The sequence below is a fragment of the Nitrospirota bacterium genome (assembly GCA_020846775.1).
Lineage (GTDB): Bacteria > Nitrospirota > 9FT-COMBO-42-15 > HDB-SIOI813 > HDB-SIOI813 > RBG-16-43-11.
Genome location: JADLDG010000001.1, coordinates 1 through 16,056, shown reverse-complemented (window position 1 = coordinate 16,056; position 16,056 = coordinate 1). Strand labels below are relative to the sequence as shown.

Annotated in this window: 17 protein-coding genes and 1 tRNA gene; 3 read left to right on the top strand and 15 right to left on the bottom strand. The window is 43.3% G+C overall.

Going from position 1 to position 16,056, the window contains the following annotated elements:
• Position 1: 1 nt before the first annotated feature.
• From msbA to IT392_00020, 15 genes are all read right to left on the bottom strand, one after another.
• Entirely contained in the window at positions 2-1,726 is a 1,725-nt protein-coding gene (gene msbA / locus IT392_00090; GenBank protein ID MCC6542886.1) for a lipid A export permease/ATP-binding protein MsbA, read from the bottom strand.
• Positions 1,727-1,762: 36 nt separating this feature from the next.
• Positions 1,763-2,911 (bottom strand): lipid-A-disaccharide synthase, encoded by a 1,149-nt coding sequence (lpxB, locus tag IT392_00085; protein ID MCC6542885.1) that lies wholly within the window; start codon positions 2,909-2,911, stop codon positions 1,763-1,765.
• Between the two features lie 128 nt (positions 2,912-3,039).
• Entirely contained in the window at positions 3,040-3,990 is a 951-nt protein-coding gene (locus IT392_00080; protein MCC6542884.1) for a Gfo/Idh/MocA family oxidoreductase, read from the bottom strand.
• A gap of 23 nt (positions 3,991-4,013) precedes the next feature.
• Positions 4,014-4,811, bottom strand: a complete 798-nt coding sequence (gene lpxI, locus IT392_00075) for a UDP-2,3-diacylglucosamine diphosphatase LpxI (GenBank protein MCC6542883.1) — start codon at positions 4,809-4,811, stop codon at positions 4,014-4,016.
• A 42-nt stretch (positions 4,812-4,853) separates the two neighbouring features.
• Positions 4,854-5,630, bottom strand: a complete 777-nt coding sequence (gene lpxA / locus IT392_00070; protein ID MCC6542882.1) for an acyl-ACP--UDP-N-acetylglucosamine O-acyltransferase — start codon at positions 5,628-5,630, stop codon at positions 4,854-4,856.
• Between the two features lie 42 nt (positions 5,631-5,672).
• The gene (gene fabZ, locus IT392_00065) at positions 5,673-6,110 is read right to left on the bottom strand and encodes a 3-hydroxyacyl-ACP dehydratase FabZ (protein MCC6542881.1); all 438 of its coding nucleotides are present in this window, start codon (positions 6,108-6,110) and stop codon (positions 5,673-5,675) included.
• 38 nt (positions 6,111-6,148) lie between these two features.
• Positions 6,149-7,189, bottom strand: coding sequence for a UDP-3-O-(3-hydroxymyristoyl)glucosamine N-acyltransferase (lpxD, locus tag IT392_00060; GenBank protein ID MCC6542880.1), 1,041 nt, complete (start codon positions 7,187-7,189; stop codon positions 6,149-6,151).
• Positions 7,190-7,250: 61 nt separating this feature from the next.
• The gene (locus IT392_00055; protein ID MCC6542879.1) at positions 7,251-7,808 is read right to left on the bottom strand and encodes an OmpH family outer membrane protein; all 558 of its coding nucleotides are present in this window, start codon (positions 7,806-7,808) and stop codon (positions 7,251-7,253) included.
• Between the two features lie 59 nt (positions 7,809-7,867).
• Entirely contained in the window at positions 7,868-10,138 is a 2,271-nt protein-coding gene (bamA, locus tag IT392_00050; protein MCC6542878.1) for an outer membrane protein assembly factor BamA, read from the bottom strand.
• 170 nt (positions 10,139-10,308) lie between these two features.
• Positions 10,309-10,384: transfer RNA gene (locus IT392_00045), tRNA-Phe, on the bottom strand.
• 232 nt (positions 10,385-10,616) lie between these two features.
• Positions 10,617-10,880: a hypothetical protein gene (locus IT392_00040; protein ID MCC6542877.1), complete on the bottom strand. Its 264-nt coding sequence runs from the start codon at positions 10,878-10,880 to the stop codon at positions 10,617-10,619.
• Between the two features lie 62 nt (positions 10,881-10,942).
• Positions 10,943-11,917, bottom strand: a complete 975-nt coding sequence (locus IT392_00035; protein ID MCC6542876.1) for an ATP-binding cassette domain-containing protein — start codon at positions 11,915-11,917, stop codon at positions 10,943-10,945.
• Position 11,918: 1 nt separating this feature from the next.
• Positions 11,919-12,719, bottom strand: a complete 801-nt coding sequence (locus IT392_00030) for an ABC-2 family transporter protein (protein MCC6542875.1) — start codon at positions 12,717-12,719, stop codon at positions 11,919-11,921.
• Positions 12,720-13,508: an ABC-2 family transporter protein gene (locus IT392_00025; GenBank protein ID MCC6542874.1), complete on the bottom strand. Its 789-nt coding sequence runs from the start codon at positions 13,506-13,508 to the stop codon at positions 12,720-12,722.
• A complete protein-coding gene (locus IT392_00020) occupies positions 13,505-14,476 on the bottom strand; it encodes an ROK family protein (GenBank protein MCC6542873.1) in 972 nt (323 codons plus the stop codon). The genes IT392_00025 and IT392_00020 overlap by 4 nt, the downstream gene beginning before the upstream one ends.
• A 77-nt stretch (positions 14,477-14,553) precedes the next feature.
• Between IT392_00020 and IT392_00015 the strand changes: the two genes are divergently transcribed.
• The 3 genes from IT392_00015 to IT392_00005 form a co-directional block, all read left to right on the top strand.
• Positions 14,554-14,760: a hypothetical protein gene (locus IT392_00015; GenBank protein MCC6542872.1), complete on the top strand. Its 207-nt coding sequence runs from the start codon at positions 14,554-14,556 to the stop codon at positions 14,758-14,760.
• A 214-nt stretch (positions 14,761-14,974) separates the two neighbouring features.
• Positions 14,975-15,238 carry a hypothetical protein gene (locus tag IT392_00010; protein ID MCC6542871.1) on the top strand — a complete coding sequence of 88 codons (264 nt, stop codon included), beginning with the start codon at positions 14,975-14,977 and terminating at the stop codon, positions 15,236-15,238.
• Positions 15,239-15,385: 147 nt separating this feature from the next.
• On the top strand, positions 15,386-16,056 hold a 671-nt coding region (locus IT392_00005), incomplete at its 3' end, for a glycine--tRNA ligase subunit alpha (protein ID MCC6542870.1).

Here is a 16,056-nt window from a genome sequence, read left to right as displayed (position 1 = left end):
ATCATTCTTTTTCAGCAAACTGCATATCATACAGCCTCTTGTATAATCCGCCTTTCCGGATCAACTCCTCATGCTGCCCCATCTCAGCAACCTTCCCGCCATCCATTGCAATAATCATGTCAGCATTTTTTACCGTAGACAGACGGTGTGCAATGACAAATGTCGTCCTCCCAATCATTAAGTTTTCAAGCGCCATCTGGATTATATGTTCTGATTCTGTATCGAGTGCAGATGTGGCTTCATCAAGAATCATTACAGGGGGATCTTTTAGTATTGCACGGGCTATAGCTATACGTTGTTTTTCTCCGCCGGACAACTTTGCCCCTCTTTCTCCAATAATCGTGTTATACCCGTCAGGCATCCTGCTGATAAAATCATCAGCATATGCCTTTTTTGCAGCATTAACTATACCGTCCATACTGATATCTTCTTTCCCGTATGAAATATTGCCTACTACTGTATCATTGAACAAAATAACATCCTGACTGACTATGCCTATCTGACTTCTCAAAGAGCTGAGAGTAAATTCCCTGATATCTGTGCCGTCAAAGTAAATTCCCCCTGTATCCGGATCATAGAACCTAAGCAACAGGTTTCCGATCGTTGTCTTGCCGCCTCCGCTGCTGCCAACAATAGCAACTGTCTTGCCATGTTCAACTGAAAAACTGACGTTTGAAAGTGCATGTTTCGACGATCCGTCATATTTTAACGAGATGTTCTTCAATTCAATCTTTTCCTTTATACCTGTAAGCTTTCTTGTCCCCTTGTCTGTATCCCTCTCGCTGCTCATATCGAGGATTGCAAAGACCCTTTCAGCCGCAGCTATTGATTGTTGTATCGCTGCATTTACCCTTGTCAGTGCCTTGAGAGGACTGAACATCATAATAAGAGCCGTCAGAAATGAGAAAAAGGTGCCTGGCGTTGTGACACCTTTGACCACCTGATACCCGCCATACCAGATTATGAGCGATGCACCGGCGGCGCCGATAAATTCCATAATAGGGGTACTGAGTTCAGTAAGTTTCACACCCTTCATGCTGATCTTGAAAAGGCTGTAATTCTTTTCATTGAATTTATTAATCTCGGATTCCTCCATTCCAAATGCCTTAACAACACTGGCCCCTGTAAATGTCTCATGCAATATGGCGGTCACCCCTGAAATCTCCTCCTGGCCCTTAGTGCTGATGCGCCTTAATTTCCTGCCAAGCTGTATAAGCGGGTAGTAAGCGAATGGCAGGACAATGCATGATATTGCGGCAAGTCTCCAGTCCTGATAAAAGATAACGCCGAATAGGGCGATTACGGTGATAGTATTCTGTACAAGGTCTTTTATCGAGGTTGATGCCGCATTGTTTATGATGCCAACGTCGTTCAGTAATCTCGACATAAGACTGCCTGTAGAATGTTCGGTGTAAAATTTCATTGGCATGACAGCAATGTGAGAGTACAGGTCATTACGCATATCCATAATGACGCGGTTCCCAACGTACCTCATCAGATAAGACTGGTAGTAATTGCAAACACCCTTGATGAAATATATAATCAGGACGACCAACGGGATCATAAGCAGCAAGTGCACATTTTTCTCGATGAATATCTTGTCAAGTGCAGGCTGGACTAACCATGCAGCAGCGGCAGTTGTTCCGGACACACCAATGGCGCAAAGAGATGCTATTATTATTCTTAACCAGTATGGTTTGACGTATTTCAGTATCCGCTGATACATATTCGACTTTTTAACGAGCCTGTCATGTTTCGTTTATTATAACATCCCTGCTATTTCCTTTGCCACCCTTTCAGATGCCCCTGGCGGGCCGAGCATCAGCCTGACAGCGTTTAATTCCTTTCTTGTCTTCTCATAATATTGAAAGTCATTCAGGAATCTTTTGGCCTCACGGGCTATATTGACAGGAGTTGCATCATACTGTATCAATTCAGGGACAATCCTCTTACCTGCCAGTATATTTACGAGACCAATATGTTTTACGTTGACGAGCAGTCTTGCGATTGCGTAGGTAATCAGAGACATCTTATAGATTATCACCATAGGTTTTCCAAAGAGCGCTGCCTGCAGCGTAATTGTACCGGAGGCTGCCAGTATAAAATTACTGACATTAATTACATCATTTGCGTCTCCCTTTATCAGTTTTACATCGAGCGATCTGTTATTGTCTGAAGCCTTCCATTTGTGTACAATCCCCTCCACTTCATTAAAATCAAGCGATTCAGCTACTGCCATAATTACCTGTATCTTAGGATTTTCGTCTATGATTATCTGAGCAGCAGTTAGTAATAATGGAAGTAATGTCCTGACCTCTACTGTCCGGCTTCCCGGCAGGATGCCAAGAACAGTCCTGTTTTCATTCAGTCCGTAAAGCCGCATGGATTCTTTCTTATCTCTGGCTGAGAGTACCTCGTCAACAAGCGGATGGCCAAGGAAAGAGCAGTCTATTCCTTCTTGGGTATAGATCTCTTCTTCAAAAGGCAATATTACAATCATCTTTTTTATTCTGCCTGCCAGCTGGCGTATTCTCCCCTTCCTCCATGCCCAGACCTGCGGGCTTATATAGTATACTGCAGGTACGCCTGCTTTTTCAGCCACACCGGCAAGTCTTATATTGAATCCGGGATAGTCAATAAGAACAACAAGGTCTGCGCCTCCTGACTTGATTATGTCTGATACCAGGTTAAAGGCTTTTTTGATTTTGCGCAGCTTTGGTACTATTTCAGAGAAACCGACTACACTGATATAAGATATATCATAGAGGATTTCAACACCTGCGTCCCGCATCCTTTTTCCCCCTATGCCTGAAATCTTAAGGTCAGGTCTGGTTTCAAAGAGATGTCTCGCCAGATCAGCGCCATACATGTCTCCGGAAGCCTCACCGGCTATAATCAGGATTTTTTTCACTCGAAAACAGCTCCCCTGTCATTGACGCCTGTCATCCCGGACATTTTCGGTATTTCCCGACCCTGCAACTGTGAGCCAGGGTTCCCGGTGCTTTCATTATATGTATCGTTTGGTCATCTTAAACGTCATTATGTTGGTGTGGAGGATAGTCTTTTTTCAGCATCTTCGCGAATCCTGATGGCGACTCTTAACGCTTCCCTGCCATCTTCTCCTGATACTGCCGGGGTGGATCTTTTACGGACCGCATTTATAAAGGATGCAAGCTCGGATAACAGGGGCTCCTCTTTTTCCAGTTTTGTGTCTTCTCCTGTTATTTTGGGAATATTATTCTCGATTACTCTCCTGTATATTCCCATACTCTGCTGAGCATAATCTACAGCAATATAGGTGTTGGCCTGGAAAATTCTGATTTTCCTTACCTTTTCCCTGGATACCCGGCTGGCTGTAAGATTAGCTACACATCCGTTTGAAAACTCCAGTCTGGCATTGGCGATATCAATATTACTGGTGAGTACAGGAACGCCCAGTGCCCTTACTTCAACAACATCTGATTTAACTATGGAAAGTATGATGTCAATATCATGTATCATAAGATCCAGAATGACATCTACATCTATTCCTCTTCCTACATAAGGCCCAAGCCGGTGTGTCTCAATGAATCCCGGTTTCCGGACAACGTTCAGCAAATTCTTATATGCTGAATTGAATCGTTCAATGTGACCCACCTGGAGAAGAACACTGCGCTTCTGTGCCTCTTTAATCAGATCGTCCGCCTCATCAATTGTAGTTGTGACAGGTTTTTCTATCAGGACGTCAATATTGTGTTTAATAAAATCAAGTGAAATGCTATGGTGGAGAACTGTAGGCACGGCTATACTTACGGCCTGAACATTCCCGGGTAATTCCTTGTAGTCATAGTATGCCTTTGTAGAGTATTTTGCGGCTATTTCGTCCGCCCGGGATTTATTCGCATCAACTACACCAACAAGGAGAACGTCACTCATGGAAGAGTAGATTCTTGCGTGATGTTCTCCAAGATATCCGACTCCAATTACTGCGACCTTAATTTTATTATCCATTAGAGAACACAACCTCCCTTGCGTTATATCCCAACAACAGATATGCCTGCTTTATCAGCTGACATCAGCATCTCGTCCTTGTCTATCATGATAGTAAGTCCTGCTTCTATAGCAAGTACCCCCGCCCTGATCTCAATCATGCTTCTTATTGTAGTTGGTCCGACTGTCGGCAGGTCAAACCTTGTGTCCTGATCTGGTTTGCAAACCTTGACTACAACTGCCCCGCCATTGGCAAGTCTTCCACCCCGGAGTATGGTTTCATCCGTACCTTCAACCGCCTCAACCGCTATAACTGCTCGGTTTTTGACAATCACGCACTGTCCTATGTCAAGTCTGCCTATTTCCTTTGCCATATTCACACCGAATCGTATATCCTCCCACTCTTCAGCCTTTGGCCCCTTTTTCGTCAGTGTCCCCTTATCCGCCAGGATTGACTTTATGTATGATGTGGCAGAATTTACTTTTATCCCATCTTTCTCCAATTGACCGGCAATAGCCCTGAGGATTGTATCATCTTTCCTGTCCTTAAGCCTCGTCAGAAGCGCCAGGGCCTTGATATCAGGCATGATATTGGTGAACATGAGACGCTTACTTACACCTCCGGCCATTATAGCCTCTGTTACACCCTCTTTTTTCAGGATATTAATTAACGAGGACAGCTGGCCTAATTTAGTCCAATAAACCCTGTCTGATGCGTTTTCAATTTCCGGAGACGTCAGGCCTGTATGTGCAATGGAGATTATGGTATAACCGCTTTTCCTTGCGGCATCGGCAATTATAACGGGGAACCTGCCATCACCTGCAATAATACCGAGCTTCATCAGATAATACCTTCATATTGTGCACCCTGGGTCATGAGATTATTACCTGCATATTCCACGCCTCGTTTCCTTGATGAACTTTACCATCCGTTCCACATCATCTGAATCAGGCACCTCTTTGAGGACGTTAATCATTGCATCTTTAAGCTGAAGCTTTGATCTGAAGAGTATGTTGTATGCCTTCTTTATCTTCTGTACACGTGCCTTATCAAATCCCTGTCTTCTAAGGCCTACAATATTTAGACCAAAGAGCTCAGCCCTGTTTCCAACTGCAGATACATATGGAGGTACATCAAGAGACACTGCAGAGCATGCGCCAACCATTGCATAGGCACCTATGCGTACGAACTGGTGTATCCCTGTCAGTCCTCCGATCAGTGCGTGGTCTTCTACCGTTACATGTCCGCCAAGGGTTGCAGCATTTGCCATTATTACATGGTTTCCAATCAGGCAGTCATGAGCTATATGGACATATGCCATTATGAAATTATCAGACCCCACAGTTGTAATGCCGCCGCCTTTTTTTGTTCCCCTGTGAAGAGTCACGTATTCGCGAATGGTGTTTCTGTCCCCAATAACTACCCTTGTCTCTTCACCCGCAAATGAAATATCCTGCGGTGGAGTACCTATTGAAGTAAACGATGAGATCTTGCATTTATTCCCTATCCTGGTCCATTTCCCGATTAATGCATGTGAGTCAATAACAGTCCCATCCCCAATCTCAACATGCTCTTCAATGATAGAGTAGGGACCGACCGTAACCCCCTCGCCCAATTCAGCCTTAGGATCTATTATCGCTGTTTCATGAATTCTATTCATTATATTTGCTCCATAATCTCATTGATTTTCACTCATTGCTTCTCATTTATCTCCCAGCACAGCCATAATCTCAGCATCGCAAGCCGTCTCTCCGTCAACCGTGGCGACTCCCTTCATCTTCCAGAAGGTTCCCTTTGATCTCAGCAGTTTAACTTCAAATCTTATCTGGTCTCCTGGTAAGACCGGTTTCCGGAACCTTGCATTATCAATCCCCGCAAAATATACCAGTTTATTTGATAAGTCCATTGTGGTCTCAGCTGATTTATATGCCAGTACGCATCCTACCTGTGCCATAGCCTCTATAACCAGTACACCTGGCATGACGGGAAAATCAGGAAAATGTCCCTGGAAAAAACCCTCATTCATTGTTACGTTCTTTATCCCCACAATACGCTTGAACAATTCGATCTCTGTTATCCTGTCTATAAGAAGAAATGGGTATCGGTGCGGGAGAATTCTGAGTATCTCCTTTATATCCATGAATTACCTCCTTTTACTCATCGCTCTAAAATCATTGCTCATTGTTTATTTATTATCTCATCCAGCCTTTTCTCAAGTTCTGCAATCTTTTTTTTCAACACTGGCAGGTCTTCAAACACAGCCATTGCCTTCAGCCAGCTGCGATGAGACATGGCCGGCATGCCTGAGACCGTTTCTCCGTCCTTTATATCCTTTGTGGCCCCGGACTGGCCTGTAATTATAACATTATTACCCACATTAATGTGGTCTGCTACTCCGGACTGACCGGCCATTATTACATAATTACCTGTTGTTGAACTCCCTGCTATTCCGGACTGAGCGGCAAACAGGCAATTTTCACCAATTGATACATTGTGGGCTACCTGAATAAGATTATCAATCTTAGAGCCTTTCCTGATTATCGTGTCTCCTGTAGTTCCCCTGTCAATAGCAGTATTGGCGCCAATCTCAACATCATCTTCAATAACGACGCCACCGATCTGTGGTATTTTATGATGTATCCCGTGGTGTGTTACATATCCAAAACCGTCACTGCCGATTACTGCTCCGCAATGTATGATAACACGGCTGCCAATCCTGCACATCTCCCTCACTGCGACATTTGAATATATTATAGAATTACTCCCTATAACAGAACCCTCTCCAATGAATGTGAATGGATATATGGTGACATTGTTCCCTATTACAGCATTATTACCAATATAGACATAAGGGAAAATGGATATATCCTCACCTAATTCTACATTGTTTCCCACAAAGGCGCTGCTGTCTACTCCTCTGGCAGAGTACGGCTTGTCGTGAAATAAGTGTAATAGCTGTGAGAACGCAAAGTAGGGGTTATCAACTTTAATGGCAGGCAGTCTGTCAAATGACATATCCTTCGGGATAACCACTGCTGAGGCCAGGGTCTTCTCAATGTCTTTCAGGTATCTGCGGTGTGCAAGAAAACTTATTTCTCCAATTTTAGCATCTCTCAGACCCGCTACACTGGATATTAATATATCACCACGCCCGTTAATCAGTTCACCGCTAATAGCGGTTGCAATCTCTTTAAGTGTTATGTCTCTTTTCCGGTTCACTCGATAATACCCTTTTTAACCCATCCCCACTCTTTCGATTTCTCTCAGGACAGGCCTGTCCCTACTTCTTGTTCTCTTTTTCATTAGTCAGTCCCTTATCAAGTTCCTTTATCACACTTTCAGTCAGATTAAGGGATGGCATTGCATAAATAATGATGTCTACATCAAGGTTTGTCAGGATCATGGAATAGCCTTCTTTTTCTCCCAGGCTTTTTGCTATCTTTCTCAATTCAATATTAAATTCGTCGAGTTTATCGGTTCTTCTCTGCTGAATTTCTTTTTGTAATTCTGAAACCTTTTTCTGATAGTCCATGAATTTTCTCTGGAACAGGTCTTCCTTTTCCTGCTTTGCCGACGGACTCAGGACGGCACCCTGCTTAGTCATCTCATCCTGAAGATTTTTGAGTTCTGATTCTTCTATATCAACGATCTTCTGCCGGCTCTGGACATATTCGTTAAGCTGGTCTTTGACCTGTTTGCCCCTTAAACTCTCATCCAGGACCTTTTGCGCGTCTATGAAGCCGACTTTCATGTCCTCAGCCATGACCGGCATAACGGTATACATCGCAAGGAAGAGACCTGTAATTACTGCATACAACATTTTGTTACTGAGCTTCATTTTATATTCTCCTTTCATTCATTAGAAATAACCTTTCAAATCCCCCCTGACCCCCCATATTAAAACAAAGTTCCTATAGAAAATTCCCAGATGCTCTGCCGCTCGCCTGGTCTCGGATCGAGGTTGTATCCCCATTCAAGGCGTAATGGGCCAATAGGTGAGAACCACCTGAAACCTCCGCCTGCGCTTGTCCTGATGTCAGACATGGTGATGGAGTCATCTTTCCCGAAACCTGAACCAGCATCATAAAACAACACCCCGTTAATTTTTGCATCTTTAACCAAGGGCACAACATATTCTAAATTAAATATAAGTTCCTTGTCAGCTCCTAAAAGATCATTAGTTACAGGGTCGATTGTGGATTTAGTTGTGGCCTTGCCATAATCAAAACCCCTCACTGAATATATGCCCCCGACATAGAACTTTTCATTGGCAGGAAGGTCTACTCCCCTGAATCCTCTTCCTTCTCCATATCTGCCATGGAACATTATTGCTGTGTCGAGGGGCATAGGATAATACCACGTTGTGTCAAGGATATACTTCACAAAGATATTGCTGCCGCCGAAGATTTTGTCTGCATATTCTATAGATATGTTATTCTTATTGCCGGAACGCGGGTCCCAGTAGTTGTCCCTCGTATCCCTTGTAGCTGAAGTTGTGATGCTTCCGGTAGTCGTCGTGCCATCATTAATACCGGATGGCGGGGTACCGCTTACTGTAATATTCTGTATTCCGTATGTTATGCCTCCGCTCCAGTATTCTCCGAAAGAGCGGCCGACTCCTATGTTACCGCCCCTGCTGTTAACGTCATATGAATCGTATGTGTTGACTGTATCAAACAGATTGGTCGTGACGGAAGTAGGTGTGTCCATAAACCACGGTTCCCTGAATGTGATATTATAGCTTGTCCTGAGTTCTCCAAACTCCCCTTTGGCTTTAAGGAGTTCACCCTTTCCAAAGAGGTTGCCTTCGGTCACATCCAGCATCCCAACCAGTCCATATACTGAACTGTAACCGCCTCCCACGCTGAATGCCCCGGTTGGTTTTTCCTTGACCCTCACATTAAGGTCAACCATATCCTTACTGACCGTATCAGGCACAATCTCAACATTCTCAAAGAAGTTCAGGTTGTTTATACGCTGAAAACTCCTTCTGAGCGCACTTGTATTAAGATAGTCCTGCTCACTCAATCTTAATTCCCGCCGTATTACCTTGTCCCTTGTCTTTTCGTTGCCGCTTATATTAATCTTCCTGACCTTTATTTTCTCTCCCTTGTCTATATTGAAGGTTATATCAATCTCATGAGAATGATCATCCGGCCTGATGTCAGGTGACACGTTCGCAAAGGCATACCCCTTTTCACCATACATGTCAGTTATCATTCCCATATCTTCACGCAAAGTCTTCCTGCTGAAGATCATACCCTTTCGAAGGCTGGTCCTGGATTCTATATTATCCCTTGTAAAGATGTCATTACCCTTAAAATCAATCCCCCTGATTCGGAATTGTTCTCCCTCTGTGACATCGAAGGTGATTCTCATCCATTTTCCGCCTTCAATTACCTCTATTTCCGGCCCGCTTACCTGCGCCTGTACATAACCCCGGTCCAGATAGTAGTCACGTATCCTGTCTACATCATTCTGGGCCTCAACCTCTTTGAAGATACCTGTGTCTGTAATCCATGATGTCAGCAGATTGTATTTTTTTGTGTTTATGACTTTTATGAGGCTTGATTCGGATATCTTTGCAGCTCCGGCAACACGAACTTCTTTAATCTTTATCTTTCTGCCCTCTTTAATATAGTATGTGACTGAAACAGTATCCTCTGATATCTTGTTAACAACAGGTATTATTGTCGCTTCATAGTAGCCATCTTCCCGGTATAGCTCTCTCAGTCGCTCAACATTTTCTTTTACCTGTTTTTGACTTACAGGGACCCCAGTAATAAAGGAAGCCTTTTCCTTCAGCCTTTCAGTAGTTATTTTATCATTGCCTTCATATTTTACATCCTTAAGTATTGGTCTTTCTTTTACATGATATATCAATTTGATGCCATCTTCAGATGCCTCGGTCTCCACCCTTATATCATCAAAGTAGTCTGTGTCGTAGAGTACTTTGATATCTTCCCGTACCGAATCCGCAGAATAAATGTCACCGGCCTTTTCTCTAATCTTTGAAAGGATAGTTGAAGTCTCTATTCGCCTGTTGCCACTTATCTCAATCTGATTTATATGTGATTCAACCTCTGCATGACACAGTGTGGGAAAGAGGAAACATGTCGAAATAAAGCATATAAGTACGATTAAGAAAGTGTTAAGACGGTAGATCATATTATTAAATACCTTTCAAGAAACGAAAAATAATAGCATTTCTATGACGAATGTGCAAAGAATATATGAGGGGGCGAAGAACAGCGACTATTTTATGATGACCAGGCACGAAAATGCATCACAAGGAATCATGAAAATTAAGTCAGGGTGTATTTTGAAGTTGTAGAATTTGGTGGGCTCTCGCAGAATTGAACTGCGGACACGAGGCTTTTCAGGCCTCTGCTCTACCGACTGAGCTAAGAGCCCACGGACTTTACGCTGAAAATGGACCATCTGCGGCGTCAGAACAGAATATATGAGTTTCAATGTACCGTAAGGTACGCCTCAACTCATATATTCTGTTCTTCCTTGCATATGACCTGTTTTGAGCATAAAGTCAATGCTATTATGTCCTGTCTTGGCCTTCCTTGCACCTGACCCATTTTGAGCGTATATTCAGCGATATAAGCTGAATTGATTGAATTTATTCACGGTTTTTCTATTGACTGTCTCCGAGTCTGACGTGAATCTTCTTAAGAAACGATTTGTCGAAGCTGCTCAGATCTTCATCGGCCTCTGTTGATGCATCACTGTCTGATGCTGTTATCATTGTAATTGAGGCTACTATCATGTCAACAGGATAGCCTTCCTGTTCCATCATTGCCAGAGTATTCCTTATCTCATCGTTATCGTTAACAACCTCACCTATTGTATCAGCGAGCGACCTCATTAGTTCTCTGAGCCTTTCATCTGATCTGTCCATTATGTACGTCATATTAAATGAACAACCCGTTTATTGTCAAGCCCTTGATCATACAGTTTTGCCTATCCTGCAAAGATCTTCTTTATAACATCTTCAATTTCAACGTCCTCCACAGACAGGTCGTCTACAGGCAGGTCATTAAGTATCCTTGAAGTGGCCAATGCGATTGTGTTCCGTTCTGTCTTCAATACTGCATTCAGCCTGTCTCTCTCCAGTACCTCTCCATATTTTTCGAGGACACTTTCTGCAAACTCTGAGGAGAAGCGCAGTCTTATTATCTTGTGGTCTGCATATGTTGTCATCAGGTCTTTAACAGAACCGTCATATATTATAGCTCCATGATTAATGACTATAACCCTTTTACACAGCCTCTCTACATCCCTCATATAATGGCTCGTCAGCAGGACCGTTGTTTTCTTAAGACTGTTATATTCTTCAATATAATTTATAATCTTGTCCTGAGAAATTATATCAAGACCTATAGAAGGTTCATCGAGAAACAGTACTTTAGGGGAGTGGAGGAGGGCTGCAACAAGCTCGCACTTCATCCTCTGGCCCATGGACAGTTTTCTTACCGGTACATCCAGCAGGTCTTTGATGTCAAACATCTCTGTCAGCTCCGAAAGATTTCGGTTGTATGTCGTCTGGTCAACCTCGTAGATTTCCCTGTTCAGTGTGAATGACTCCTGTGCAGGCAGGTCCCACCAGAGCTGGTTTTTCTGACCCATCACAATAGAGAATTGTTTCTGATAAGACGGCTCCCTTTTCCAGGGTATATGACCGAGGACTGAGGCGTTTCCGCCCGACGGGTAGAGTATGCCCGATAGTATTTTGAGTGTAGTTGTCTTGCCGGCGCCATTAGGGCCTAAGAATCCTACAAGCTCTCCTTCAGCGATTTCAAAAGATATTCCTTTCAAAGCCTCATTATAGAGCTTTTCCCTCCAGAAAAGACTCTTGAGGGAGCCTGTCAGGCCAGGCTCTTTTTTGAAATAGTCGTAGGACTTGCGGAGCTCTTTAACATATATTGAATTTGGCATTTTACCCGCTGGCTGAAGAATAATGTTCGATGCTCATCTTCCACACAAACAATCCCGTACATAGGAACGATATCCCTATGACAAGCGACAGGATTGCGAAATTGAATCCTAAACGCCCTGTCAGCACCGATGCCGGCACTGTAGCGATGATTCCTATCGGTACAATGAAAGTGAATATCACCTTGCCTATCCCCCGGTAGATGTCTCCCGGATATCTCGAAGTCTCCATGAAAAAATAGACAACTGTATTTAACTCCTGTGACTTCACTACCCAGAATACAATGCTGTTAATAATCAGGCTGAATCCGTAATATATCATTAGTGAGTTTAACAGGAACATTATATAAAGCGGGAAGACTACCCAGCTCCAGTTGTCAATATGAACGAACCCGAATATAACAAGGGCAATCCCCATCATCCCTTCACCAAAGCTTTCTGAAATGGAGAGATGCCTCATGCCCAGATGGATGCCCGATGCAATCGGTCTTACCATAAACATATCAAAGGTGCCTGTACGTATGTGGTTTCCCAACTCTAAAAATCCGCGTCTGAAGGTTAGATACGCCATCTCCCTCACAATCCCGACGGTTCCAATCAGTATTACAGACTGATTAAAAGTCCATCCGGCAATTGTGTTTACATGACCATAAATTACCTTGAAAAGGACGAGACTCACGCAAACGAACCCTATGTCCATAATGACCAGTGTCAGGAAGTTGGACCTGTAGATCATGTCTTCCTTGAGACACTGGTAGAAGAAAGCCTTATAAAGCCGCATGTAACGGGTTAATACCCTTATCATTCAAGCACCCACTGCCTCATATCTCTTTATTCCCCTGATCAGAAGGATACGGGAGAGGCCTAAGAATAGTATAATCCAGACTATCAATATTGCGAAAGAGGGGAGTGGATTCACAATCTTTCCAAGGTATATGCTGATAGGAAAGTATACGAGATATCTGAAGGGAAGGAAATCTGCAATCTTAGTAAGGAGTGGCGGGAACAGGTCAAGCGGAAGCATTGCCCCTGCAAAAAAGAGTATCATGGTCTGGAGCATGTATTTAAATGTCCGCACTTGTGTCAGCCAGAAGGTGATCATGCCGATGCAAAAGTCCATCTCAAATGCAAGGATTATCCCAAGGATTATTGAGATCAGAAAGTAGATAAGGGAGCTAAGGTGAGGAGGTAAAGAGACGTAATCGCTGACAAAAAAAGAGACTATGCCTGCCGTGATGATGATGAAAACTGACTCAAGCATCTTGCCTGATATGTTTATAGTGAACCAGTACATATAGTAATCAAGCGGTTTTGTGAGAAAGTTTGAAAAGTTTCCCGTCTTTATATTATCTATGACATCCCAGCTTACATAAGAGAAGATGATAGAGTTGATCATAAGCTGAAGGATATAATAAGTTGTGAGCTGGGATAGTGTATAGTTTCCTACCGACTGGCCTTCGCTGTATATGGCGGACCAAAGGTATAGGAGCACGCCTATATAGATGGAGTATCCGCCTATATAGACCACAAGTGAAAACCTGTACTGGAGTGAGTTCTGCCAGTTTATATGGAAAAGAGAAAAATATTTATTCATAGCTGCTTTAGCGCCAGACCTGCCGCTCCCACTATGCCGGCTGTATCTATTAGTTTACCTCGAACTATTTTGGTCCTCTCTGCAAGTACTTTGAAGGCCCGTTTTTTTATTTCCTTCCTTGCCGAGGGCATAAAAAGATCCCATGCTCCTGCAACGGCCCCGGCCAGGACAATCATCTCAGGGTTGATAATATTGATGAGATTGGCCATGGCAATGCCGAGATATTTCCCTGCCTCTGCCAGTATATCCACAGATAGCCTGTCACCCTTTAAAGCTGATTCATAGATCATCTTTGCCGTGATACTGCTGTTGTCACCGTATGATAGTTTTTTAAGAACAGACCTTTTCCCATTGTTTAGAGATGTCACAGCACTCCGTACCATGCCTGTAGCAGATGAGTATGTTTCAAGGCAACCGTTGTTTCCGCAATTGCAGTGCGGTCCATCCGGGTTTACAGTCATGTGTCCTATTTCACCTGACATTCCGTCGGCGCCATGCCATATCTCACCGTTAAGAATAATTCCTCCTCCTATACCTGTTCCCATGGTAAGACAGACCAGGCTATTGACCTTACGTCCAGCCCCCTTCCATTTTTCACCATATGCTGCTGCATTGGCATCGTTATCGAGCACAACCGGCAGATTAGACTCTCTTTCAAGAATGGCCCTTAGCCGCACATCTTTCCAATCTTTAAAATTGGGTGAGGTCAAAACAACCCCTCTTTTCAGATCAATTATACCTGGAGAGCCTATACCTATGGCCATTACCTTTTTGCCGCGTCCCTCTTCAATCTGTATAAGTTCTTTAATGTTAGCAGCGATAGAGGAGATGACATGTTTTTTGTCACGTCTTGAGGAGATGGATACCCTCCTTGAATGCCGTAGTCTGCCGCTCCTCATGACGGTTGACAGACGAATAGCAGAGCCGCCCAGATCTATACCTATTACAATATCGTTGTTTAGTTTCACTTGGAAATAACCCATCCCCTTATTTAATTTTATTCCTGTTTCTGATATATTGACAGTACAAAACATATGGAGGATGAATGAACACCCTAAACAGTATACTTAATTTAATAACTTTATTATACGGTGCAGTCCTGATCGTAGCTGCCTTTAAAAGCAACAGGATTACTGAGACCTTCCGACTCGATACTTTTTTTACGCCCCGTCCGACGCCAGCCACAAGAATGATAAATCTGCCTGCCGGACTGCTTGCCATAGGATACACCTTATATACAATGCTTAAATAAAACGTTATCAATCATATCAGAGTAAGCTATTTATCGTCAAAGATTATCTAATGCCTATACTTTTGTAAAATAAATTCTACATTATCATAATAAATTATATTACATCATAATCATAAGTTGAGTGATTGTTCCAGCCGTCTATCTCCTATATATTTATAAAAAGGCGATAACTTACCTGACAAGGCCTTGTTGTGGGGGGGTAAATTTGGACGATATGATTGATTTAACTGCGTTAAGAATAGAAGACATTGTTAGTCAGCATGGAAGTATCTCACTTTCAAGGCTTGAATATTCTATTGATGCCTCCTACAATCTTATTTTTTTAGCAGTTGAAAGGCTCGTGGCAAAAGGGAATATCAGGCTGAATAAAGTCTCTGGGGATTACATTATCTCGCTGCCTGCGAATAAACCGGGAACAGGGAGTCATTTTTCTTTGGAAAATCAACAAGGAGGAAGACGAGACATTACCGATGAGTAATCAAGCAATGGTCAAATATATATGGATAACGCAGGCTCCGATGTTATTTTCGCAAACCCTTCCATCCGTCACATTTCCTTAAATTGAAACATCCCTTGTTAATGCATTTGCTTGACAGTATAAGGGTCATTTCCTTATAATCCATCTATGAAATTTCAGGACGTTATTCTTTCACTTCAAAGGTTTTGGGCCGACAGGGGCTGTGTTATCAGACAGCCTTATGATATTGAAGTTGGGGCTGGAACATTTAATCCCGCTACATTTTTCAGGGTGTTGGGGCCTGATCCCTGGAGGGTCGCATATGTTGAGCCGTCGAGGAGGCCGACTGACGGCCGGTATGGTGAGAACCCCAACCGCCTCCAGCACTATTACCAGTTTCAGGTTATCCTGAAGCCCGTTCCGGATGATATTCAGGATATCTATTTACAGAGTCTTGCTTCTCTTGGGCTTAAAAAAGATGAGCATGACTTCCGTTTTGTTGAAGACGATTGGGAATCGCCGACACTCGGGGCATGGGGACTTGGGTGGGAGGTCTGGCTTGACGGGATGGAAATTACCCAATTTACCTACTTTCAGGAAGTTGGAGGGATCGAGCTGGAGCCGGTCTCTGTTGAGATTACATATGGTCTCGAGCGAATAGCCATGTATCTTCAGGGCGTGGACAATGTATTCGATCTCGTCTGGACAGATGGAATGTCGTATGGAGATATCCATCACAGGACAGAGGTGGAGTTTTCCAGGTATAATTTTGAAGAGGCAGACATAGAGATGTTGTTCACGTTATTTAAGATGTATGAGAGTGAATCATCATCTCTTAT

Coding starts and splice junctions, on each gene's coding strand:
- IT392_00030 (MCC6542875.1), bottom strand. CDS start 12,719: ATGATAAGGGTATTAACCCGTTACATGCGGCTTTATAAGGCTTTCTTC.
- IT392_00035 (MCC6542876.1), bottom strand. CDS start 11,917: ATGCCAAATTCAATATATGTTAAAGAGCTCCGCAAGTCCTACGACTAT.
- IT392_00025 (MCC6542874.1), bottom strand. CDS start 13,508: ATGAATAAATATTTTTCTCTTTTCCATATAAACTGGCAGAACTCACTC.
- msbA (MCC6542886.1), bottom strand. CDS start 1,726: ATGTATCAGCGGATACTGAAATACGTCAAACCATACTGGTTAAGAATA.
- fabZ (MCC6542881.1), bottom strand. CDS start 6,110: ATGGATATAAAGGAGATACTCAGAATTCTCCCGCACCGATACCCATTT.
- lpxI (MCC6542883.1), bottom strand. CDS start 4,811: ATGAAGCTCGGTATTATTGCAGGTGATGGCAGGTTCCCCGTTATAATT.
- IT392_00080 (MCC6542884.1), bottom strand. CDS start 3,990: ATGGATAATAAAATTAAGGTCGCAGTAATTGGAGTCGGATATCTTGGA.
- bamA (MCC6542878.1), bottom strand. CDS start 10,138: ATGATCTACCGTCTTAACACTTTCTTAATCGTACTTATATGCTTTATT.
- IT392_00015 (MCC6542872.1), top strand. CDS start 14,554: ATGAACACCCTAAACAGTATACTTAATTTAATAACTTTATTATACGGT.
- IT392_00055 (MCC6542879.1), bottom strand. CDS start 7,808: ATGAAGCTCAGTAACAAAATGTTGTATGCAGTAATTACAGGTCTCTTC.
- IT392_00040 (MCC6542877.1), bottom strand. CDS start 10,880: ATGGACAGATCAGATGAAAGGCTCAGAGAACTAATGAGGTCGCTCGCT.
- lpxA (MCC6542882.1), bottom strand. CDS start 5,630: ATGAATAGAATTCATGAAACAGCGATAATAGATCCTAAGGCTGAATTG.
- IT392_00010 (MCC6542871.1), top strand. CDS start 14,975: ATGATTGATTTAACTGCGTTAAGAATAGAAGACATTGTTAGTCAGCAT.